The 21,687-nt window shown below is 37.5% G+C and carries 21 protein-coding genes and 11 tRNA genes; 30 read left to right on the top strand and 2 right to left on the bottom strand.

The genetic code is table 11. The features are described 5' to 3' along the window. The first annotated feature begins 51 nt into the window (after positions 1–51). The 12 genes from AC2CGR_RS26925 to uvsE all read left to right on the top strand — a co-directional run bounded on the left by AC2CGR_RS26925 (position 52) and on the right by uvsE (position 12,793). Positions 52–168, top strand: a complete 117-nt coding sequence (locus AC2CGR_RS26925) for a DUF3948 family protein (RefSeq protein ID WP_000654250.1) — start codon at positions 52–54, stop codon at positions 166–168. Positions 169–209: 41 nt separating this feature from the next. After that, positions 210–317 (top strand): DUF3948 family protein, encoded by a 108-nt coding sequence (locus tag AC2CGR_RS26930; protein ID WP_000664237.1) that lies wholly within the window; start codon positions 210–212, stop codon positions 315–317. 42 nt (positions 318–359) lie between these two features. Next, on the top strand, positions 360–470 hold the full coding sequence (locus AC2CGR_RS26935) for a DUF3948 family protein (RefSeq protein WP_001083700.1): 111 nt from the start codon (positions 360–362) through the stop codon (positions 468–470). A 309-nt stretch (positions 471–779) separates the two neighbouring features. Further along, a complete protein-coding gene (hppD, locus tag AC2CGR_RS26940; protein WP_484481368.1) occupies positions 780–1,898 on the top strand; it encodes a 4-hydroxyphenylpyruvate dioxygenase in 1,119 nt (372 codons plus the stop codon). Between the two features lie 66 nt (positions 1,899–1,964). After that, on the top strand, positions 1,965–2,921 hold the full coding sequence (locus AC2CGR_RS26945; protein WP_000674015.1) for a fumarylacetoacetate hydrolase family protein: 957 nt from the start codon (positions 1,965–1,967) through the stop codon (positions 2,919–2,921). Continuing rightward, positions 2,887–4,059, top strand: coding sequence for a homogentisate 1,2-dioxygenase (locus tag AC2CGR_RS26950; RefSeq protein WP_000499913.1), 1,173 nt, complete (start codon positions 2,887–2,889; stop codon positions 4,057–4,059). The genes AC2CGR_RS26945 and AC2CGR_RS26950 overlap by 35 nt, the downstream gene beginning before the upstream one ends. Before the next feature lie 231 nt (positions 4,060–4,290). After that, positions 4,291–5,706 (top strand): branched-chain amino acid transporter BcaP, encoded by a 1,416-nt coding sequence (gene bcaP / locus AC2CGR_RS26955; protein WP_000809360.1) that lies wholly within the window; start codon positions 4,291–4,293, stop codon positions 5,704–5,706. Between the two features lie 108 nt (positions 5,707–5,814). Continuing rightward, positions 5,815–7,086, top strand: coding sequence for an MDR family MFS transporter (locus tag AC2CGR_RS26960; protein WP_087967870.1), 1,272 nt, complete (start codon positions 5,815–5,817; stop codon positions 7,084–7,086). Between the two features lie 233 nt (positions 7,087–7,319). Continuing rightward, complete coding sequence (locus AC2CGR_RS26965) at positions 7,320–8,405, top strand: D-alanine--D-alanine ligase (protein ID WP_087967868.1); 1,086 nt, start codon at positions 7,320–7,322, stop codon at positions 8,403–8,405. 60 nt (positions 8,406–8,465) lie between these two features. Further along, positions 8,466–9,842: a UDP-N-acetylmuramoyl-tripeptide--D-alanyl-D-alanine ligase gene (gene murF, locus AC2CGR_RS26970; RefSeq protein WP_087967866.1), complete on the top strand. Its 1,377-nt coding sequence runs from the start codon at positions 8,466–8,468 to the stop codon at positions 9,840–9,842. Between the two features lie 305 nt (positions 9,843–10,147). Beyond that, the gene (gene cshA / locus AC2CGR_RS26975) at positions 10,148–11,734 is read left to right on the top strand and encodes a degradosome RNA helicase CshA (protein WP_000206587.1); all 1,587 of its coding nucleotides are present in this window, start codon (positions 10,148–10,150) and stop codon (positions 11,732–11,734) included. 96 nt (positions 11,735–11,830) lie between these two features. Beyond that, the gene (gene uvsE, locus AC2CGR_RS26980) at positions 11,831–12,793 is read left to right on the top strand and encodes a UV DNA damage repair endonuclease UvsE (protein ID WP_087967864.1); all 963 of its coding nucleotides are present in this window, start codon (positions 11,831–11,833) and stop codon (positions 12,791–12,793) included. A 167-nt stretch (positions 12,794–12,960) separates the two neighbouring features. Here uvsE and AC2CGR_RS26985 read toward each other — a convergent pair whose 3' ends face one another. Then, entirely contained in the window at positions 12,961–13,509 is a 549-nt protein-coding gene (locus AC2CGR_RS26985) for a rhomboid family intramembrane serine protease (protein ID WP_087967862.1), read from the bottom strand. A 92-nt stretch (positions 13,510–13,601) separates the two neighbouring features. Here AC2CGR_RS26985 and acpS point away from each other — a divergent pair, with 92 nt between their 5' ends. The 6 genes from acpS (at position 13,602) to AC2CGR_RS27015 (ending at position 19,544) form a co-directional block, all read left to right on the top strand. Then, complete coding sequence (acpS, locus tag AC2CGR_RS26990) at positions 13,602–13,961, top strand: holo-ACP synthase (RefSeq protein ID WP_000635047.1); 360 nt, start codon at positions 13,602–13,604, stop codon at positions 13,959–13,961. 156 nt (positions 13,962–14,117) lie between these two features. Continuing rightward, a complete protein-coding gene (locus AC2CGR_RS26995; protein ID WP_131102695.1) occupies positions 14,118–15,068 on the top strand; it encodes a LolA family protein in 951 nt (316 codons plus the stop codon). 119 nt (positions 15,069–15,187) lie between these two features. Then, positions 15,188–16,357 (top strand): alanine racemase, encoded by a 1,170-nt coding sequence (gene alr, locus AC2CGR_RS27000; protein ID WP_048553601.1) that lies wholly within the window; start codon positions 15,188–15,190, stop codon positions 16,355–16,357. Positions 16,358–16,665: 308 nt separating this feature from the next. Next, the gene (locus AC2CGR_RS27005; RefSeq protein WP_000004570.1) at positions 16,666–16,953 is read left to right on the top strand and encodes an antitoxin EndoAI; all 288 of its coding nucleotides are present in this window, start codon (positions 16,666–16,668) and stop codon (positions 16,951–16,953) included. Positions 16,954–16,957: 4 nt separating this feature from the next. Then, on the top strand, positions 16,958–17,308 hold the full coding sequence (gene ndoA / locus AC2CGR_RS27010; protein WP_000635963.1) for a type II toxin-antitoxin system endoribonuclease NdoA: 351 nt from the start codon (positions 16,958–16,960) through the stop codon (positions 17,306–17,308). A 67-nt stretch (positions 17,309–17,375) separates the two neighbouring features. After that, on the top strand, positions 17,376–19,544 hold the full coding sequence (locus tag AC2CGR_RS27015; protein WP_131101278.1) for a Tex family protein: 2,169 nt from the start codon (positions 17,376–17,378) through the stop codon (positions 19,542–19,544). A 57-nt stretch (positions 19,545–19,601) separates the two neighbouring features. Here the strand turns inward: AC2CGR_RS27015 and cmpA are convergent, their stop codons facing one another. Continuing rightward, on the bottom strand, positions 19,602–19,718 hold the full coding sequence (gene cmpA, locus AC2CGR_RS27020) for a cortex morphogenetic protein CmpA (protein ID WP_001143642.1): 117 nt from the start codon (positions 19,716–19,718) through the stop codon (positions 19,602–19,604). Between the two features lie 195 nt (positions 19,719–19,913). Between cmpA and AC2CGR_RS27025 the strand changes: the two genes are divergently transcribed. The 12 genes from AC2CGR_RS27025 (at position 19,914) to AC2CGR_RS27080 (ending at position 21,607) form a co-directional block, all read left to right on the top strand. After that, the gene (locus AC2CGR_RS27025) at positions 19,914–20,372 is read left to right on the top strand and encodes a SprT family protein (RefSeq protein WP_087967857.1); all 459 of its coding nucleotides are present in this window, start codon (positions 19,914–19,916) and stop codon (positions 20,370–20,372) included. A 114-nt stretch (positions 20,373–20,486) separates the two neighbouring features. Then, a tRNA-Asn gene (locus AC2CGR_RS27030) sits at positions 20,487–20,561 on the top strand. A gap of 3 nt (positions 20,562–20,564) precedes the next feature. Next, positions 20,565–20,655, top strand: a tRNA-Ser gene (locus tag AC2CGR_RS27035). Between the two features lie 8 nt (positions 20,656–20,663). After that, positions 20,664–20,738 (top strand) — tRNA-Glu (locus tag AC2CGR_RS27040). 4 nt (positions 20,739–20,742) lie between these two features. Continuing rightward, a tRNA-Val gene (locus tag AC2CGR_RS27045) sits at positions 20,743–20,818 on the top strand. Between the two features lie 46 nt (positions 20,819–20,864). After that, positions 20,865–20,940: transfer RNA gene (locus AC2CGR_RS27050), tRNA-Asp, on the top strand. Positions 20,941–21,027: 87 nt separating this feature from the next. Next, positions 21,028–21,102 (top strand) — tRNA-Gln (locus tag AC2CGR_RS27055). A gap of 5 nt (positions 21,103–21,107) precedes the next feature. Next, positions 21,108–21,180 (top strand) — tRNA-Lys (locus AC2CGR_RS27060). Positions 21,181–21,196: 16 nt separating this feature from the next. Continuing rightward, positions 21,197–21,279 (top strand) — tRNA-Leu (locus tag AC2CGR_RS27065). Between the two features lie 98 nt (positions 21,280–21,377). Next, positions 21,378–21,454: transfer RNA gene (locus AC2CGR_RS27070), tRNA-Arg, on the top strand. 4 nt (positions 21,455–21,458) lie between these two features. Further along, positions 21,459–21,535: transfer RNA gene (locus AC2CGR_RS27075), tRNA-Pro, on the top strand. A gap of 1 nt (position 21,536) precedes the next feature. Then, positions 21,537–21,607, top strand: a tRNA-Gly gene (locus tag AC2CGR_RS27080). The last annotated feature ends 80 nt before the right edge of the window (positions 21,608–21,687 follow it).

Genomic DNA, 21,687 nt, shown 5'->3' on the forward strand with positions numbered 1-21,687 from the left:
TCAAGCGTATTAGTATAATAAAAACTTTGTAACAAAAGAAGAGAAGGGAGAATGAAAGATATGAAAGAGCAAGTATTACAAGTAACAAAAGGTGATTTCGTAGGATCAGCAAGTGGAGCAGTAGTATTAACAGCATTAATCGTATTTCTATCAAGCGTGTTAGTATAATAAAAACTTTGTAACAAAAGAAAATGAGAGGAGAATGCAAAATGAAAGAGCAAGTATTACAAGTAACAAAAGGTGACTTTGTAGGATCAGCAAGTGGAGCGGTAGTATTAACAGCATTAATCGTATTTCTATCAAGTGTATTAGTGTAATAGAAGTTTTACATTATACAAAATGAAAGGAGAATGAGGAATATGAACAGTGAACAAGTGTTACAAGTAACAAAAACAGATTTATTAGGATCATTAGGTGGAGCGGTAGTATTAACATCATTTATTCTATTCCTTGCAAATGTATTAGTATGAGACATATAAATACAATTATTCAAAAAAAATAAAGACTCTAGCATATTAGTAAGTAATTAATATGTTGGGGTCTTTTTTATTTTTCTTCTATATATCCCTTCAAGTATGAATAGTCCCCTTTATTTTAAAGAGAAAAAAGTCGAATTTTATATGTAAAAAAAAAAGAGGAATTTGACAGAAAAGATAGAAAATTTTAAAGGTCAGAATTTGTTAGCTTGCTAACTAATTTCTATTAATTGATGTTGGAAGCGTTTTCGGTTGGCTTTAATTATGGACCATTTAATCTATTTACAGGGGGATGAGGATTTTATGAAACAAAAATCTATGGATACGCTAGCTGCACAAATGGAGGATTTTTTTCCAGTACGTGATGTAGATCATTTGGAATTTTACGTAGGAAATGCAAAGCAATCAAGTTATTATCTTGCGAGAGCATTCGGATTCAAAATTGTGGCTTACTCTGGATTGGAAACTGGTAACCGTGAAAAAGTATCTTATGTTCTTGTGCAAAAAAATATGCGTTTCGTTGTGTCTGGAGCTTTAAGTAGCGACAATCGTATTGCAGAGTTTGTAAAGACTCATGGTGATGGTGTGAAAGATGTGGCATTACTTGTTGACGATGTTGATAAAGCATATTCAGAAGCTGTGAAACGTGGTGCCGTCGCAATTGCTCCGCCTGTAGAGTTAACAGACGAGAACGGTACATTGAAAAAAGCAGTTATTGGTACGTATGGTGATACAATTCACACGCTTGTAGAGCGTAAAAATTATAAAGGAACATTTATGCCAGGGTTCCAAAAGGTCGACTTTAATATTCCATTTGAAGAGTCAGGTTTAATTGCTGTAGACCACGTAGTTGGTAATGTTGAAAAAATGGAAGAGTGGGTTAGTTATTACGAGAACGTTATGGGCTTTAAACAAATGATCCATTTTGATGATGATGATATTAGTACAGAGTATTCAGCGCTAATGTCAAAAGTTATGACAAATGGAAGTCGTATTAAGTTTCCTATTAATGAGCCAGCAGATGGAAAGAGAAAATCACAAATTCAAGAATATCTAGAGTTCTACAATGGAGCAGGTGTACAACATCTTGCTTTATTAACGAATGACATTGTTAAAACAGTAGAAGCGCTTCGTGCAAATGGCGTGGAGTTTTTAGATACACCAGATACTTATTATGATGAGTTAACTGCACGAGTTGGAAAAATCGATGAAGAAATTGATAGGTTAAAAGAATTAAAGATTTTAGTAGATCGCGATGATGAAGGATACTTACTACAAATCTTTACGAAACCAATTGTAGATCGTCCAACTCTATTTATTGAAATCATTCAACGTAAAGGTTCTCGTGGATTTGGTGAAGGAAACTTTAAAGCGTTATTTGAATCAATTGAAAGAGAACAAGAGCGTCGCGGAAATTTATAAAATTTATATCCACCAGCAGGAATTCTTTTGCTGGTGGAAATTTCATTTTCATAGGGAGGAATCGTGATGAAATTTGTTACATTTCGTCTTCCTTCAAAAGAAATGCGAGCTGGATGGCTTGAAGGTGACAAAGTAATCGATATGAATCTTGCTAGTGATGGAAAATTACCTTCTTCTATGTTCGCCTTTTTAGAGAAAGCGGATGAGTATATAGAAGTATTGCGTAATATTAACAAGCCGGAAAAGGGAATCTATTCCTTAGAGGAAGTGCAATTAGCGGCAGCGATTCCTAATCCGAGTAGTATCCGGGATTTTTATGCGTTTGAACAACATGTAAAAACGGCGCGCGGTAGAAGAGGGCTAGATGTTGTACCTGAATGGTACGATATCCCCGTTTTTTATTTTACGAACCACCGTGCTGTAATTGGCCCGGATGATTTTGTAATTGGTCCGAAAAAATCTAAAAAACTTGATTATGAGTTAGAAATCGCTTGCGTAATCGGGAAAGAAGGGAGAAATATTTCTCGTGAGCAAGCAGAGGAATACATTTTTGGTTATTGTATTATGAATGATTGGAGTGCAAGGGACTTGCAAGCAACAGAAATGAAGGTAGGACTTGGTCCAGCAAAAGGAAAAGATTTTGCAACCTCATTAGGAGCACACCTTGTTACGAAAGAGGAATTAGATGTTTATCGCAATGGTGACCGTTATGAGTTAGAGATGACTGCTCATGTAAATGGAAAGCTATTATCAAAAGGAAACTTTCAAGATATTTACTATACATTTGCTGAAATGATTGAACGTGCTTCTGAAGACGTTACGCTATACCCAGGCGATGTAATTGGTTCTGGAACAGTAGGAACAGGTTGTATTTTAGAACTGGGTACAGAAGAGTGGCTACAAGATGGTGATGTGGTAGAACTTACGATTACTGGTTTAGGTACGTTACGTAATACGGTTAAAAAAGAAATGGAAGCAGGTGATGGGCATGTTTTATCGTCACATGGGGGAGCTACCTCATAAACGACACGTACAATTCCGTAAAAAAGATGGATCGCTTTATCGTGAACAGGTAATGGGAACAAAAGGTTTTTCTGGTACGCAATCTATTTTGTACCATCATTATATGCCAACGGAAGTAGGGCATGCGGCATTATCTCATTCTTGTCAGTTGCAGTATGAAGAAGATGTAGCTCTTGCTCATCGTCATTTTCGCACGAAAGAAAATAAAAAAACTGGCGATGCAGTAAGCGGAAGAAACTTTATGCTTGGGAATGAGGATTTATTAATTGGAGTAGTGACTCCAACAGAAAAAATGGACTATTTCTACCGTAATGGTGATGGCGATGAAATGTTATTTGTTCATTACGGAACGGGGAAAATTGAAACGATGTTTGGAACGATTCACTATCGAAAAGGCGATTATGTAACAATCCCAATTGGAACGATTTATCGTGTTATTCCTGATGAAGGAGAGACTAAGTTTCTTGTTGTAGAGGCGAATAGCCAAATTACAACACCGCGCCGCTATCGCAATGAGTATGGACAATTGTTAGAGCATAGTCCGTTTTGTGAGAGAGATATTCGTGGCCCGGAAAAATTAGAGACGTATGATGAAAAAGGTGAGTTTGTCGTAATGACAAAGTCGCGAGGGTATATGCATAAACATGTTTTAGGACACCATCCGTTAGATGTAGTTGGATGGGATGGCTATTTATATCCGTGGGTCTTTAATGTAGAGGACTTTGAACCAATTACAGGTCGTATTCATCAGCCACCTCCAGTACATCAAACGTTCGAGGGTCACAATTTCGTTATTTGCTCTTTCGTACCACGTTTATACGACTATCATCCAGAATCTATTCCGGCACCGTATTATCATAGTAACGTGAATAGTGATGAAGTACTGTACTACGTAGAAGGTAACTTTATGAGCCGAAAAGGTGTGGAGGAAGGGTCTATTACACTTCATCCGAGCGGCATTCCTCATGGGCCACATCCTGGGAAAACAGAGGCGAGTATAGGGAAAAAAGAAACGCTTGAATTAGCTGTTATGATAGATACATTCCGTCCGCTTCGTATTGTAAAACAAGCACATGAAACAGAAGATGAAAAATATATGTATAGCTGGATTGAAGAGGGATCATATACTGTGAAATAAGTAAAAAGAGGCATGCTCAATAACGGAGCATGCCTCTTTCATGGAATCGACATGTATAATAATACCAAAGAAAGTTATAGAAAGATATATAGAAAGAATGATAAAAATCGTGCATATTCATAAGAGTTTCTACTTATTTCGACAAAAGTATTGACTGGGGAAAGTACTATGAGTAAAATAAAAAAGCGAATTAAAAATTTTCAGAAAATTTAAAACTTGGAGGAGCATGCTATGAAGCAAATTTTTCAAAAGAAGCCTATTGCGAAGTTAATGCAAGAGAGTAAACAAAAGACGTTAGCAAGAACATTGGGCGCACTAGATTTAACGATGCTTGGAATCGGGGCAATTGTTGGAACGGGTATTTTTGTTCTAACGGGCGTGGTAGCAGCGAAACATTCTGGACCAGCTATTATATTATCATTTGCGATAGCCGCGTTAGCCTGTGCCTTTGCTGCATTTTGTTATGCTGAATTCGCTTCTTCAGTTCCTGTCTCAGGCAGTGTGTACACGTACACATATGCGACGATGGGAGAAGTATTCGCATTTTTAATTGGATGGGACTTAATGCTTGAGTATTTACTTGCTACATCTGCTGTGGCAAACGGTTGGTCCGCTTATTTCCAATCTTTATTAAAGGGATTTGGAATCCATATTCCTACCATTCTCTCCTCGGCCCCTGGTACAGGAAAGGGTGGAATCATTGATTTACCTGCAGTTCTAATTATTTTAGTGATGACTGTTCTTTTATCTAGAGGTGTTCGTGAAAGTGCACGTGTAAATAATATTATGGTATTTATTAAAATAGCGGTTGTTCTTATTTTTATCTTTGCTGGTTTTAATTATGTAAAACCTGAAAACTGGACGCCTTTTATGCCGTTTGGTTTAGATGGTGTAATGGCTGGAGCTGCTACAGTATTCTTTGCATTCATAGGGTTTGATGCAGTTTCAACAGCGGCAGAAGAAGTGAAGCGCCCCCAGCGTGATTTACCAATTGGTATTATTGCATCGTTATTAATTTGTACAGTTCTTTATATCGTTGTTTCGCTTATTTTGACAGGAATTGTTCCATACGGACAGCTAAATATATCAGATCCAGTTGCTTTTGCACTTCAATTTATTGGACAAGATGGTTTAGCGGGAGTAATTTCAGTAGGAGCAATTACAGGAATCACGACAGTAATGCTAGTTATGATGTATGGGCAAGTACGTGTTTCGTATGCAATGAGTAGAGATGGATTATTGCCGAAACGTCTTGCTAAAGTTCACCCGAAATTTAAAACACCGTTTTTAAATACGTGGACAACGGGAATTATTGCAGCGCTTATTTCAGGATTAATAGATTTAAATGTATTAGCGCATCTTGTAAATATGGGGACTTTATCAGCCTTTGCACTTGTAGCTGTTGCTGTTATTGTAATGAGAAGAACACATCCTGATTTACCAAGAGCATTTAAGGCGCCGCTTGTACCATTTTTACCAGCGTTAACAGTAATTTTTTGTTTATACTTAATGCTTCAATTATCCGGAACGGCTTGGATTAGTTTTGGGATATGGATGGTTATCGGTATTGCAGTTTACTTCTTATATAGCCGTAAACATAGTGCTTTAAATAATAGTAAAGACGAAGAAGATGTAGCAAATCTATAAGTAGGAAAATCCATTCTAATTCTGTTAGAATGGATTTTTTTATTTGAAAATTTACATTTTTCTGAATGTATTATAAGATAATTGTTGGCGAACTAAAGGGGTGAAATGATGAAAAATACATGGCGTGAGTTAAGGGAGATGGACCGTAACGTATGGATTCGGTTTATTGGAGAGACGTTAAATGGAATTGCGATGATGATGTTGATGCCTTTTTTTGCATTATATTTAAAAGATAAGGTGGATTCTTTATTGCAGGTCGGAGTGATTATGGCGCTTTCTCCAATTGCTGCAAGCTTTGGAGCAATTATAGGAGGAAGGATTGCTGATATATATGGAAGAAAGCCGATTATGATATTTTCGATGGCGAGCAATGCAGTATTAATGCTCGGTTTTCTATTTATAGAAGGATTTATTCCATATGCGATTTTATCTATTTTTTTAGGATTAAGTAATTCGCTATTTCATCCGGCTGCATCAGCGATGGTTGCAGATGTAACAAAGCCAGAAAAAAGAACAGAAGCATATGGTTTGTTGCGGATGGGGCACAATATAGGTGCTGCAATTGGCCCGATAATGGGCGCTTCAGTAGTTATGTTGTCGAAGAACCTTGTGTTTATTATTGCCTCGTCTACAATGTTATTTTATGCATTACTTGTATTCGTTCTTATTCAAGAGACAATGCCAAAGAATACGAACAAGGAAGAGGATAAAGAAAAGGAATCAGGAGCAGTATGGAAAATTGTATTGCGAGATAAGGCACTAATGATTTATTTATTAGCAGGTATCATTATTTCGATGGGATTTTCTCAAACAGAAGGCATGTTGCCACTGCACTTTGATAATGAAATGAAAGGTATTTTTGGAACTAACAATCCATACCCATATTTAATGGCGTTAAACGGACTATTAGTTGTGTTGTTCCAATTTCAAATTTCAAAATGGGCTACAGATAAACCTGTCGGAAAGACGATGTTATATGGTGCATGTTTGTTTGGGATTGGTTTGTTTTTTATAGGGTGGTTACCGAAGTGGTTTGGGGAGTTCGATACAAATGCTACAATTATTTTAATAACGTTACTGTTTGTGTATACCATATATACGTTAGGTGAGATGATTATGTCGCCTGTACAGATGACATTTGTAGCGAATTTGGCTCCTGAGCATTTGAGAGGGACTTATATGGGAGCTGCAAGTTTGCAGTGGATTACAGGAAGTGCATTCGGTCCACTTCTTGGAGGTTTTTTATTAGACCGATTACTTGGCCACTTTCTATTTACAATTTTAGCTGTAGGATGTGTAGTTGCAGGTATTGTATACGCTTCTTTAGATCGTCTCGTTGGACAAAGGCAAAAAAGCACACTAGCCAAACAATCTTCTTAATAAGTAGATGACATACACAAAAAGTGGATTTCTACATATTTTAGGTACATAACTAGATTGGATTGCAATTTTATATATTTATCAAGAAAGTTAAGTGGAAAAAGTATAGAAAACCAATAAGTGGTGTCATTTAATTATTTGTGGAAGTTGCATTTTATTTCAAATAGGAACTACCTATTTTTATAAAAAGTGCTAAAATAGAAAAATGAAAACAATTGGTTAGGGTGATTTCAGTGACAAAAATTAAATTAGGTTTATTATATGGTGGAAAATCAGCTGAGCATCAAGTTTCGCTACAAACGGCTCTTGCTGCTATTAAAGCATTAAATCAAGATAAATTCGAGATTCATCCAATTTATATTACAGAACAAGGTCAATGGGTACGCGGTGAGCGTATTGAAGGTGAAGTAACAGATGTTGAAGTTCTAAAAATGAGCGGTGCAGAAAATGCGATTTCTCCTTTATCTTTAAGCACAGAAATCATTCCATCTGCAAATGCTGAGGAAAATGCTATCGACGTTATTTTCCCATTACTACATGGACCAAATGGTGAAGATGGAACGGTTCAAGGATTATTAGAATTAATGAATATTCCTTATGTAGGAAATGGTGTTCTAGCATCTGCTGCTGGTATGGATAAAGTTGTTATGAAAAACATCTTTGCAGAAGCTGGATTGAAACAAGCAAAATATGCATCATTTATTCGTAGTGCATGGGAAAAAGATCGTGAAACAGCATATGAAAAAGTAGAAGAAGTACTAGGATACCCTTGCTTCGTAAAACCAGCAAACCTTGGTTCAAGTGTTGGGATTAATAAGTGTAAAAATCGTGAAGAACTTGAGAGTGCATTTGAAGAGGCATTCCAATTTGACCGTAAAATTATTGTAGAAGAAAATATCGTTGGACGTGAAGTAGAAGTTGGTGTACTAGGTAATGATGAGCCGAAATGTTCAGTTGTAGGTGAAATCGTACCTAAAAAAGACTTCTATGATTATAAGTCAAAGTACATCGATGGTGATACAGCGTTAATTATTCCAGCTGAAATGACAGAAGAAGAGTCTAATGTTATTAAGCGAGATGCGATTGTTGCATTCCAATCGTTAGATGGTGCTGGCTTAACGCGAGCTGATTTCTTCTTAACGAAAGATGGAGAAGTATATATTAACGAAGTGAATACGATGCCAGGATTTACGCCGTTTAGTATGTTCCCTCTATTATGGCAACATACTGGATTACCGTATCCGGAATTAATTGAAGAGTTAATTCGTTTAGCAATTGAGCGTCACGAAGAAAAACAAAAAATTAAATATACAATCTAACAAAAAAGGAGGGGGCACTATTCGCAGGAATAGTGCTTCCTCTATGTAAGGAGTGTTTTCATGATAAATCGAACGTTAAAACAAGTAGAACAAATGATAAATGGTACGGGATTAGCAGAGCAGTATGAGGGAATTACTATACAAGGAGTGTCTATTGATACGAGAAAAATCGAAAAAGGGAACCTATATGTTCCGATTCAAGGTGAACGTTTCGATGGACATGCTTTTGTAGATAAAGCTGTTGAAAATGGAGCTGTGGCGACATTATGGATGAAAGATGTAGCAAATCCACCTGAGAATCTTCCTGTTATTTTTGTAGAAGACACGCTATCGGCATTACAAATGTTAGCGAAAAATTATCGCGATCAATTGGATGTTAAAGTGATTGGTGTGACAGGTAGTAACGGTAAAACATCTACAAAAGATATTGTAACAAGTCTTCTTGCGACTAAATTCAAAGTTCAAAAAACAGAAGGAAACTTCAATAACCACATTGGGCTACCTCTTACTATTTTAAACTTAGAAGAAAATACAGAGGTAGCTGTATTAGAAATGGGAATGTCAAGCCGCGGGGAAATTGAATTCCTATCTAAGTTAGCTCGTCCAAATGCAGCTATCATTACGAACATTGGTGAAGCACATTTAATGGACTTAGGCTCTCGTGAGGCAATTGCTGAAGCGAAATTAGAAATTGTGACAGGATTACAAGAAGGTGGAGTATTCGTATATAACGGAGACGAGCCATTATTAACGAATCGTGTTCCTGAAATGAATTTAATAGCTGAAACAGTTACGTTTGGTGATGCTAGAGCAAATGATTACTATCCAACGACTGTAACGTTACAAGCAACTGGGACACACTTTAAAATGAATAGAGAAGCAAATATTTCATTCTATTTACCGGTATTAGGGAAACACAATGTTTATAATACGCTTGCTTCTATGGCAATTGCGAAACACTTTGGTGTAACGTGGGAAGAGATGAAAGAAGGTTTAGTAACACTTCAAATGACAGGCATGCGTATGGAAATTGTAAAAACAAACAGTGGATTAACAATTATCAATGATGCCTATAATGCAAGTCCAACAGCTATGGAAGCAGCATTCCACCTGATGAATGGTTTAGATGGATTCTCTAAAAAAATTGTTGTTCTCGGTGATATGTTAGAGCTTGGAGATCAAGAAGTGCAGTTTCATTATGAGGTAGGTAAATTAATCGATCCAGCAAAAATTTCCTATGTGTTCACATATGGTAAATTAGGGGCTCAAATTGCTGAAGGAGCGAAAATTAATTTCCCTAACGAACGTGTAAAGGCTTATGATAATAAAGAAGAGTTAGTAAAAGAGTTGCAAGCAGTAGTCGATGCAAAAGATGTTGTATTAGTAAAAGCATCTCGCGGTATGAAATTGGAAGAAGTAATTACGATGTTGAAATAATTGGTGTATATAAATAGGGATGATAGCTACGAAAAAAGAAGAAACTTATAATAAGCGCTTACAGTAAATATAAAAAAATAAAAGTGAAGAAAAAAACTCTGAATATGAAAATAAGGTAACAGTTGGGTTTGCTTTTTACACATACAAAACTTATAATTGATAAAGTGTAATAACGTTTAGAAGTATTTTCGTGAAGAATATACGCCCGTTTATATACGTGAGCATTCAGGAAAAGGGCTTTTCCGCAAATTCGGAAAACGCCTTTTTTTAAATGATAAGTATAGGATAGAAAAGGAGAAGTAACATTGACAACATTTCGAGAATTAGGATTAAGTGATTCTTTACTGCAATCTGTTGAAAGTATGGGCTTTGAAGAGGCTACGCCAATTCAAGCTGAAACAATTCCACATGCATTGCAAGGTAAGGATATTATTGGGCAAGCACAAACAGGTACAGGGAAAACAGCAGCATTCGGATTACCACTATTAGATAAAGTGGATACACATAAAGAATCGGTTCAAGGTATTGTTATCGCGCCAACGCGTGAATTAGCAATTCAAGTTGGAGAAGAGCTATACAAAATTGGTAAACATAAACGCGTTCGTATCTTACCAATTTACGGTGGTCAAGATATTAACCGCCAAATTCGTGCTCTAAAAAAACACCCACACATTATTGTTGGTACGCCGGGTCGTATTTTAGATCATATTAACCGTAAAACACTTCGCTTACAAAACGTAGAGACAGTTGTTCTTGACGAAGCGGATGAAATGTTAAACATGGGCTTCATTGAAGATATTGAAGCAATTTTAACAGATGTGCCAGAAACACATCAAACATTACTATTCTCAGCGACAATGCCGGACCCAATCCGTCGTATTGCTGAGCGTTTCATGACTGAGCCTCAACACATTAAAGTAAAAGCAAAAGAAGTAACAATGCCAAACATTCAGCAGTTCTATTTAGAAGTGCAAGAAAAGAAAAAGTTTGATGTATTAACACGCTTATTAGACATTCAATCTCCAGAGCTTGCGATTGTATTCGGTCGTACAAAGCGTCGTGTTGATGAATTATCAGAAGCATTAAATTTACGTGGTTATGCTGCAGAAGGTATCCATGGTGATTTAACTCAGGCGAAACGTATGTCTGTATTACGTAAATTTAAAGAAGGTTCTATCGAAGTTCTTGTTGCAACAGATGTTGCTGCACGTGGTCTTGATATTTCAGGCGTAACTCACGTATATAACTTCGATATTCCACAAGATCCAGAATCATACGTTCACCGTATTGGCCGTACTGGTCGTGCAGGTAAAAAAGGTATTGCAATGCTATTTGTGACACCACGTGAATCTGGACAATTAAAAAATATCGAGCGTACAACAAAACGTAAAATGGACCGTATGGATGCACCGACACTTGACGAGGCACTAGAAGGTCAACAACGTTTAATCGCTGAAAAACTTCAAAGCACAATTGAAAATGAAAACTTAGCATACTACAAGCGTATTGCAGAAGAAATGTTAGAAGAGAACGACTCTGTAACAGTAGTAGCTGCTGCTTTAAAAATGATGACAAAAGAGCCAGATACAACTCCAATCGCTTTAACATCAGAACCACCAGTTGTTTCAAGAGGTGGCGGTTCTAAAAAACGCGGCGGTAACGGAGGCGGATACCGTGATGGTAACCGTAATCGTAGTCGTGATGGACGCGGTGGCGATGGTCGTAACCGTGACCGCAATCGTGATGGTCGTAATCGTGACGGTAACCGTGATCGCAATCGTGAAGGTAGCCGTGATGGTAACCGTGGTCGTCGTGGTGAAGGTCAAGGTCGCCCAGGATCTTCAAACGGACGCGGCGAAAGAAAACATCATAGCCGTAAGCCACAAGCTTAATAATAAAAAAAGAGAATGCCCTTTTCCGGCATTCTCTTTTTTTATTTCTGTAATTGTACATACTACATAATAACTTGTGTAGAAATGAGGTGCTACATGCTTGTAAGACTTGGGTATGTTGCGATGAGTGTACATTTGAAAAATGCATCTCCGTCTCAAACGATGACGTACGCGCAGTTTCAAAAAATAGATGATCGGGAAGCGGCGATTCGTAAACTTGAAAGAATTGCTAATTCAAATTTGGAAAATTGCTTACGGTTATTAAAACATAATAAAGGTAATGATATATCCTTTTTTCGACTTAGTTCTAAGTTGATTCCTTTAGCGAATCATGAGGATTTGTTAGAGTGGAACTACATTCGTCCTTTAAAAGAAAAATTAAAATTGCTAGGTGATTACGCCATTCGAATGAATATGCGTATTGATTTCCATCCAGATCATTTTGTTGTACTCAATTCATCTGAGGAGAATATTTTCAAACAATCTGTCAAGACATTACAAATGCATAGAAAATTATTAAAAGGTATGGGGATTGAACATAAGCAACGATGTGTAATGCATGTTGGGGGCGGATATAAAGATAAAGAGCTCGCATTAGAGCGTTTTATAGAGAATTGGTCTAATGTTCCAAGAGGTATTCAGGAAATGATTATGTTAGAAAATGATGATACAACTTTTACGCTCGAGGAAACATTATATTTAGGAGAAAAATTGGACATTCCCGTTGTATTTGATTTACATCACCATATGATGAATCATGATCGAGAAGATTGGCATGAAGATTGGGCGCGTGTTGTACATACGTGGGAATCGTCTTTGTTACCAGTGAAAATGCACATTTCTAGTCCTAGAGAGGGGAAAGACCCAAGAGCACATGCGGACTTTATTGATGTAGATACTTTTTTATCTTTTTTAAAAAAGATAAAGGGAAGTGTTCCGCAAATTGATTGTATGATTGAAGCGAAGAAGAAGGATGAGTCTTTATTTCAACTCATGAGGGATTTAAGTGAACAAACAGATGTGGAAATTATCGATGGTGCGAGCTTTTATGTTAAATGAGCTCTGCACCATCGAGTTTTTTTGCCCCGCATTAACGGGCAGTAAGACTCCTACCTCAAGATTTGGTGAATACGAGGGGGAGATGGGAGATCAACTGCCCGTAAAAGCCCGATTGGTGTGGGCTAATAATCAGTGGGAGATGGACAAAATCCCCACTGATTAAAGTTTCACTTTATTAATAAAGGAGTGCAAATACCACCAATGATCAATCCTGTTAAATGGCTGATAGGATTGGCAGAGGGATTGAAGAAAGTGAATAGTAGTAATATACATATCATGATTGAGAAAATAGCGATGTCTCTTGTATTGGAAGAACGATATCGGCTATACAATAGAAATAACTGTGCACCTAGCAATCCGAAAATACCACCAGATGCCCCGGCATGAATGTATTCATGAGGCATAATAAGGTAAGAGGAAATATTTCCGAGAATGCCAGAAAGGAAAAAAATAATGATGAAAGAAAAGTGCCCTAGTTGTTTTTCAATAGAAGAGCCAAGCACGAATAAACAAGTACTATTAAAAAGAAAATGCTGTAAGTCTACATGTACGAGCAGGGAAGTTATGAGACGCCACCATTCTCCTTTAGCGATATATTCATTATAAGCTGCCATAGGAAAGAGGAAAAAATCGCCTAATATAATCATGATTAATTGTATGAGAAGTAAAGCGATGACGATTGGTTGTAAGGAAATGCGGGCGGATGGTATTAGCATGTTTTGAGTATCACTCCTTTTGCATCAGAAAGATTCTCTGTTATTCTTACAATATGAAAAAAGAAAGCTAAATAGAAGAAGGGGATTTTGAAATGATTGTAGGGATTGGAATCGATATTATTGAATTGAATCGAATTGAAAAAATGCTAGATGGAAAGCTTAAATTTATGGAACGTATTTTAACTGAAAGTGAACGTAATGTTGCTAAGGGGCTGAAGGGAAGTCGCCTTACAGAGTTTGTAGCTGGAAGATTTGCAGCGAAAGAGGCGTATTCAAAAGCGGTAGGGACTGGTATCGGGAAAGAAGTGAGTTTTTTAGATATTGAAGTAAGAAATGATGATAGAGGTAAGCCGATTCTTATTACAAGTACAGAGCATATTGTTCATTTATCAATTAGTCACAGTAAAGAATTTGCTGTTGCTCAAGTTGTTTTAGAAAGCTCGTCACGCTAGTCTGCATATTTTATATCTTTGTCTCATATATTTGTGGTAGCGATAAGGAAGGTACATCTTCCATTCATTTATAGGGGCAAAGGGGCTGAAGTGATGAAAAGGCGTCTGTTTTTAGTTCTTGTCGGTTTGTTAACCGTTTTTGTGTTGGCCGGTTGTATGGAGAAGAAACAAGATGATGTTGTGAGAGATTTAGAGGCGAAAGTAAAAGGGTTGAAAAGTTATCAAGCTGAAGCGAAATTATCTATTAAAACAGGGAATGAGCCTCAGGAGTATAAGGTAGAAATATGGCATAAGGAACCTTCTTTTTATCGTGTGAATTTGCAGAATGCGAAAAAAGATCAAAGTCAAATTATTTTAAGAAATGAAGAAGGGGTATTTGTATTAACGCCAGCACTTAATAAGAGTTTCCGTTTCCAAAGTGATTGGCCGCAAAATAGTAGCCAGGCTTATTTATATGAATCCCTTGTGAGAGATATTTTGCAGGATAAGAAAAATCTTGCTTTTGAAAAAACAGATAAGTATTATATTTTTAAAACAAAAACAAACTATCAACATCAAAACATGTTGCCGAAACAAGAGATTACATTAAAGAAAAGTGATTTAACGCCAGTTTCGGTAAAGTTAATGGATAATGATCAAAATGTTCTTGTGAAAGTAGATTTCTCAAAAGTGAAATTTGATGCGAAATTTGATAAAGGTGCATTTGATACGAAACAAAATATGTCCAGAGCGCAAGTAGATGTTCAAACGACAGCGAAAGAAGACAAACCATTTGCTATTTTGTATCCGCGTGATACGCCGCAAGGTATGACTTTGAAAGATGAAAAAGAGTTGAAGACAGACAGTGGCAAGCGTGCGATACTCACATACACTGGAAGTAAGAAATCCTTTACTTTAATACAAGAAAAGGCAAAAGTTGCAGAGGCTTCGTCAGCGATAAGTGTGAGCGGAGAATTGGTTGATCTTGGCTTTACAATTGGAGCATTGACGAAAGACTCTTTAACGTGGTCGCATAACGGAGTAGAATATATGCTCGTGTCTAAAGGTTTAGAGCCGAAGGAGCTATTAATGGTTGCTCGTTCAGTTACAGAGAAGCAAGTGAAGTAACTTCTTAGACGTGGTGATATATGTGCACCACGTCTTTTCTTAGTTTGTGAAGGGTGGATTTCATAAAAGAAGCATATAAAAGAATAAGCTTCGCATATCGTGTATAAGGAAGTGTATTTATGGAAGAAGCACCATTTTACCGTGACACTTGGGTGGAAGTGGATTTAGATGCGATCTATAACAATATTACACATATTAAAAATTTCATTCCAAGTGATGTAGAGATTTTCGCTGTAGTTAAAGCGAATGCATATGGACACGATTATGTACCGGTAGCTAAAACGGCATTAGAAGCAGGGGCGACAAGGTTAGCAGTTGCCTTTTTAGATGAGGCTTTAGTGCTTCGAAGGGCTGGTATTACTGTGCCAATTTTAGTGTTAGGTCCTTCCCCGCCTCGTGATGTCAATGTAGCTGCTGAAAATGATGTGGCGTTAACTGTTTTTCAAAAAGAATGGGTGGATGAAGCAATCAAACTTTGGGATGGTTCGTCTACAATGAAGTACCATATTAATTTCGATAGTGGCATGGGTAGAATCGGGATACGCGAACGTAAAGAATTAAAAGGATTTTTAAAAAGTTTAGAGGGTGCACCATTTTTGGAATTAGAAGGAGTTTATACACATTTTGCAACAGCGGATGAGGTGGAGACTTCTTACTTTGATAAGCAATACAACACATTTTTAGAGCAGTTAAGTTGGTTGAAAGAATTCGGAGTGGATCCTAAGTTTGTTCATACAGCTAATAGTGCTGCAACGCTACGTTTTCAAGGGATTACATTTAATGCAGTACGAATTGGCATTGCGATGTATGGGTTATCTCCGTCTGTAGAAATACGCCCTTTTTTACCGTTTAAATTAGAACCAGCACTATCATTGCATACGAAAGTTGCTCATATTAAACAGGTGATTAAAGGGGATGGGATTAGTTATAACGTCACTTATCGAACGAAAACTGAAGAATGGATTGCGACTGTTGCAATTGGATATGCAGATGGGTGGCTTAGAAGATTACAAGGATTTGAAGTGCTTGTGAATGGTAAAAGGGTACCGATTGTAGGGCGAGTAACGATGGATCAATTCATGATACACCTTCCTTGTGAAGTGCCTCTTGGTACGAAAGTTACACTCATTGGAAGACAAGGCGATGAGTATATTAGTGCTACTGAAGTTGCTGAATATTCGGGGACTATTAATTATGAAATTATTGCAACGATAAGCTTCCGGGTGCCGAGAATATTTATACGGCATGGAAAAGTTGTAGAAGTAATCAATTATTTGAACAATATATAGAAGGTAGTATGATTTGCTTCTTGTCATTTGAGAGGACTGTTCATTGGTTAAGAATAAGTTCATTTTTGACGAGAAGCTTTTTACTTATCGTTACTTTTAGCGTAATTTAACGTGAATTTAGCGCGGAAACCCTTCCGTTTCTTGTTGTAATGAGATAAAAATAAAAGAATATGAATGTTTTGTTTGTGAATTGGAAAACATAAGCAAGGAATAAGGAAGTCTTTGCAACAGGCTCCATACAATGGTATTATTACAATAGGTGTCATATATATATTTGGGTGTGTAGTTGACGGTGGAGGTGTATTTTTGTGTCCGAATCAAGTGTAACTACTGAAATCGTGGTTCGGTTACCAAAGCAAATGGTAACGGAATTGGACGGAATTGGAAAACAAGAGAATAAGAATCGCCATGAACTAATTTGCCAGGCAACACAACTGTTATTGCGTCAACATAAGACGAAGAAACGCTACCAACATGAATCAATGCGACGTGGGTACATTGAAATGGGAAAAATTAATCTTGGTATTGCATCTGAAGCTTTCTTAGCAGAGTATGAAGCAGCTCATACAGTAGAACGCTTAGTTAGCGGGGGGTAATATTTTGATTGTAAAACGCGGCGACGTGTATTTTGCAGACCTTTCCCCAGTTGTTGGTTCTGAGCAAGGAGGCGTTCGTCCGGTTCTTGTCATTCAAAATGACATCGGAAATCGTTTTAGTCCAACGGTGATTGTAGCGGCTATTACTGCACAGATTCAAAAAGCGAAATTACCCACTCATGTGGAAATTGATGCGAAAAAGTACGGTTTTGAGAGAGATTCTGTTATTTTACTTGAGCAGATTCGAACAATCGATAAGCAGCGCTTAACGGACAAAATCACTCACTTAGATGAAGTGATGATGATTCGTGTAGATGAAGCGCTACAAATTAGTTTAGGACTAATAGATTTTTAAATCGGCAGTTTAAGTTGCTCTCTTTGCAGGGCAACTTTTTTTATTATAGAGGAGGTTACGGTTGTATATGGAAATGGTAGATAATCGACAAGCGTTAATGAAAATGTTAGTGAAGGAATTAGGCTTTACCGAAAAGCAAGTTCGTCATGTTATTCAATTAACAGAAGAAGGTAACACAGTTCCATTTATTGCTCGTTACCGAAAAGAATGGACAGGCTCTTTAGATGAAGTGCAAATTCGTACAATTTTAGAGAGATGGCAATATATGATGCAGCTTGAAGATAGGAAAGAAGAGGTTCTTCGTCTTATTGATGAGAAGGGGAAACTGACGGGAGAATTACGTCAGCAAATTGTGAAAGCTACAAAATTGCAAGAAGTAGAAGATTTATATCGTCCATATAAAGAGAAGAGAAGAACGAAAGCAACGATTGCAAAAGAAAAAGGACTAGAGCCATTAGCTGAATGGTTATTGTTATATACAAAAGAAGATCCGAATCAGAAGGCAATGGAGTTTATAAATGCCGAGAAAGAAGTGCAATCTGCAGAAGAGGCATTACAAGGTGCTCAAGACATTATTGCAGAAATCGTTTCAGATGAAGCGGCATATCGTAGTTGGATTCGGAATGTTACTTTTAGAAAAGGTGTTATGTCTTCGGCTGTAAAAGATGAAGAGAAAGATGAAAAAAATGTATATGAAATGTATTACAGCTATGAAGAACCGTTGCAAAAAGTCGTGCCGCATCGTGTATTAGCGATGAATCGCGGTGAGAAAGAAGATATATTGAGAGTTTCTGTTGTTCCACCAGTAGATGAGATAGTAACTTTCTTATATAAGAAAGTAATTCGTGATAACGATTCAAAAAGTGCACAGTATGTAAAGTTAGCAATTGAGGATGGTTATAAACGATTAATTCAATCCTCTATTGAAAGAGAGATTCGAAAAGAATTAACAGAAACAGCTGAGGAACAAGCGATACATATTTTCTCTGAGAACTTACGTAATTTGTTATTGCAACCTCCAATGAAAGGAAAGGTTGTGTTAGCTGTAGACCCTGCATATAGAACGGGTTGTAAATTAGCTATCGTAGACGATACGGGGAAAGTTCTATATATTGATGTTATTTATCCGCATCCACCAGTGCGTAAATATGAAGATGCAAAAGCGAAAGTTCTTTCTATTATAGATAAATATCAAGTTGAAATGATTGCGATTGGGAATGGTACAGCTTCTAGAGAATCAGAAGAATTTATAGTTGATGTATTACAAAATGTGAAACGAGAAGTCTTCTATATTATTGTGAACGAAGCTGGTGCGAGTGTGTATTCGGCTTCTGATTTAGCCCGTGAGGAATTCCCGGATTTACAGGTTGAAGAAAGAAGTGCGGTTTCTATCGGTAGACGTCTGCAAGATCCACTTGCTGAACTTGTAAAGATTGATCCTAAATCAGTTGGGGTTGGACAATACCAACATGATGTATCTCAAAAAAGATTAAATGAATCATTAACATTTGTAGTAGAGACGGCAGTTAACCAAGTCGGTGTGAATGTAAATACAGCTTCAGTTGCGTTGTTGCAATATGTTTCGGGTTTATCAAAAACTGTTGCGAAAAATATTGTAGCAAAGCGTGAAGAAGAAGGGAAATTTACAAAACGAACAGACTTAAAGAAAATACCACGTCTAGGCGCGAAGACATATGAACAATGTATAGGTTTCTTGCGTATATTAGAAGGGGAGAATCCGTTAGACCGTACAGGTATTCATCCAGAACAATATAAAAATGTTGAATTGTTATTGAAGAGTCTAGGATTATCAAAAGATGATGTAGGGCAACCACAGTTACAAAAGAGTTTAGAAGAAGTGGAGATTTCTAAGTTGTCCCAAGAAACGGGAGTAGGAGAGCCGACATTAGCCGATATTATAGATGCTCTCATTAGTCCAGAGCGAGACATGAGGGATGAGTTGCCTAAACCACTTCTGAAAAAAGGGATTTTGAAATTAGAAGATTTAAAACGTGGTATGGAACTGGAAGGAACAGTTCGTAACGTTGTTGATTTTGGTGCTTTTGTTGATGTAGGTGTGAAACAAGATGGTTTAGTACATATTTCTAAACTAAGCAAACAATACGTGAAGCATCCGTTAGATGTTGTATCTGTCGGACAAATCGTCAAAGTATGGGTAGATGATATTGATACGAAAAAAGGTCGCGTTGCATTATCTATGTTGCCGATTGAATAGTAAGAGAAGAGAGCAGATGAAACTGCTCTTTTTTTATAGGATAAAATGTGTAATGGATTAGGAACTTTGATGTATTTTGCTATAATAAAACCAGCATTCATTTAATAATTTAATTTGATACCGGTTTTTTTCAAAATATGCGCGTTGCATTTGTTTTTTGAGCCATGTAGGCATAGGAATCCCTCCTTGTTTGATCCTACTCTCATAAATGTAAGGTACTATTAATGAGAGGTTGGTGAGTGGATTTCTATTTTTGCTATGTTTTTAGAAACCACGCTTCTTGAATGAGGATGGGTATATGTACTATTTAATATATGTATAAGAGAGGAGAAAAGTGTAAAAATATTTTTTTGTTTAGGGGGAATGAAAATGGATGAGCAAGAAATACAGCGGCTAGTGGAGGAAGTATCACTACAATATTTCGGAATGCCATTTTTACATAAGGCAATGTTTAATAGTAGGTTGCGCACAACTGGCGGACGTTATCTATTGAAGACACACAATGTTGAACTGAATTATCGATATTACGAAATGTATGGGAAAGAAGAATTAGTTGGCATTGTTAAACATGAACTTTGTCACTATCACTTACATATTACAGGACGAGGGTATAAGCATCGGGATAAGGATTTTCGAGAACTATTAAAGGCAGTTGATGCACCACGCTTTTGTAAACGAATGATGAATGAAGAGAAAGAAAAAAAGGTTTATGTGTATGAATGTATGGAGTGTTTGCTTCAATATGTAAGAAGACGTCAAATTAATACAAAAAGATATGTCTGCGGAAAGTGTAAAGGCAAACTAAATCTGATAAAGAAAACATCTTGACAGTGAAAACGCAATCCAGTATATTATAAACATGTCACGTTTGTACAAGATGTTGCGAAAAAACCTCTTGACTTACGATGAGAAATTTTATAAGATACAAATTGTCTTTATTATTCCGCAGTAGCTCAGTGGTAGAGCTATCGGCTGTTAACCGATCGGTCGTAGGTTCGAGTCCTACCTGCGGAGCCATACAGAGAAGTACCCAAGTGGCTCAAGGGGCTCCCCTGCTAAGGGAGTAGATCGCGAACGCGGTGCGAGGGTTCGAATCCCTTCTTCTCTGCCATTCATATTGGCCCGTTGGTCAAGTGGTTAAGACACCGCCCTTTCACGGCGGTAACACGGGTTCGAATCCCGTACGGGTCACCACTTCGGAGGATTAGCTCAGCTGGGAGAGCACCTGCCTTACAAGCAGGGGGTCGGCGGTTCGATCCCGTCATCCTCCACCATAATATTATAATGAAAAGTAAAATGACATTAATGTAAAGATTAAATGGTCCCGTGGTGTAGTGGTTAACATGCCTGCCTGTCACGCAGGAGATCGCCGGTTCGACCCCGGTCGGGACCGCCATTTTAACTTCTGCTAATTGGCAGTTGTTTTTTATTGGTCATTATGGTACAATAACATTTGTCTTTGAAAATAAGATAAGTATTTCGATGGGCTATAGCCAAGCGGTAAGGCAACGGACTTTGACTCCGTCATGCGCTGGTTCGAATCCAGCTAGCCCAGCCATTTACGAGCCATTAGCTCAGTTGGTAGAGCATCTGACTTTTAATCAGAGGGTCGAAGGTTCGAGTCCTTCATGGCTCACTTTTGTTTTTTCCGCGCGGTCGTGGCGGAACGGCAGACGCGCTAGGTTGAGGGCCTAGTGGGGGAAACCCCGTGGAGGTTCAAGTCCTCTCGGCCGCATCAAAAAATCTTTTAAAAAAAGTACTTGCATTTGAAAAACAAGTATGATAAGATAATTGAGTCGCCAAAATACAACGACGAAAAAACATCATGAATAAGCGCCCGTAGCTCAATTGGATAGAGCGTTTGACTACGGATCAAGAGGTTAGGGGTTCGACTCCTCTCGGGCGCGCCAATTACGGGAAGTGGCTCAGCTTGGTAGAGCACCTGGTTTGGGACCAGGGGGTCGCAGGTTCAAATCCTGTCTTCCCGACCACGCGGGTGTAGTTTAGTGGTAAAACAAGAGCCTTCCAAGCTCTGGTCGAGAGTTCGATTCTCTTCACCCGCTTTTAGTTCTTTGAAAACTGAACGAAACAAACAACGTGAAACGTCAATTTTTATTTTATGATGCTAGACAAACTAACTTTA

The organism is Bacillus sp. LSHTCR4 (assembly GCF_057197025.1).

What these genes read in the sequence shown, in the direction of transcription:
- AC2CGR_RS26925 (WP_000654250.1), top strand. Translation starts at nt 52, where the DNA reads ATGAAAGATATGAAAGAGCAAGTATTACAAGTAACAAAAGGTGATTTC.
- AC2CGR_RS26930 (WP_000664237.1), top strand. Translation starts at nt 210, where the DNA reads ATGAAAGAGCAAGTATTACAAGTAACAAAAGGTGACTTTGTAGGATCA.
- AC2CGR_RS26935 (WP_001083700.1), top strand. Translation starts at nt 360, where the DNA reads ATGAACAGTGAACAAGTGTTACAAGTAACAAAAACAGATTTATTAGGA.
- hppD (WP_484481368.1), top strand. Translation starts at nt 780, where the DNA reads ATGAAACAAAAATCTATGGATACGCTAGCTGCACAAATGGAGGATTTT.
- AC2CGR_RS26945 (WP_000674015.1), top strand. Translation starts at nt 1,965, where the DNA reads ATGAAATTTGTTACATTTCGTCTTCCTTCAAAAGAAATGCGAGCTGGA.
- AC2CGR_RS26950 (WP_000499913.1), top strand. Translation starts at nt 2,887, where the DNA reads ATGTTTTATCGTCACATGGGGGAGCTACCTCATAAACGACACGTACAA.
- bcaP (WP_000809360.1), top strand. Translation starts at nt 4,291, where the DNA reads ATGAAGCAAATTTTTCAAAAGAAGCCTATTGCGAAGTTAATGCAAGAG.
- AC2CGR_RS26960 (WP_087967870.1), top strand. Translation starts at nt 5,815, where the DNA reads ATGAAAAATACATGGCGTGAGTTAAGGGAGATGGACCGTAACGTATGG.
- murF (WP_087967866.1), top strand. Translation starts at nt 8,466, where the DNA reads ATGATAAATCGAACGTTAAAACAAGTAGAACAAATGATAAATGGTACG.
- uvsE (WP_087967864.1), top strand. Translation starts at nt 11,831, where the DNA reads ATGCTTGTAAGACTTGGGTATGTTGCGATGAGTGTACATTTGAAAAAT.
- AC2CGR_RS26985 (WP_087967862.1), bottom strand. Translation starts at nt 13,509, where the DNA reads ATGCTAATACCATCCGCCCGCATTTCCTTACAACCAATCGTCATCGCT.
- acpS (WP_000635047.1), top strand. Translation starts at nt 13,602, where the DNA reads ATGATTGTAGGGATTGGAATCGATATTATTGAATTGAATCGAATTGAA.
- AC2CGR_RS26995 (WP_131102695.1), top strand. Translation starts at nt 14,118, where the DNA reads ATGGAGAAGAAACAAGATGATGTTGTGAGAGATTTAGAGGCGAAAGTA.
- alr (WP_048553601.1), top strand. Translation starts at nt 15,188, where the DNA reads ATGGAAGAAGCACCATTTTACCGTGACACTTGGGTGGAAGTGGATTTA.
- AC2CGR_RS27015 (WP_131101278.1), top strand. Translation starts at nt 17,376, where the DNA reads ATGGAAATGGTAGATAATCGACAAGCGTTAATGAAAATGTTAGTGAAG.
- cmpA (WP_001143642.1), bottom strand. Translation starts at nt 19,718, where the DNA reads ATGCCTACATGGCTCAAAAAACAAATGCAACGCGCATATTTTGAAAAA.
- AC2CGR_RS27025 (WP_087967857.1), top strand. Translation starts at nt 19,914, where the DNA reads ATGGATGAGCAAGAAATACAGCGGCTAGTGGAGGAAGTATCACTACAA.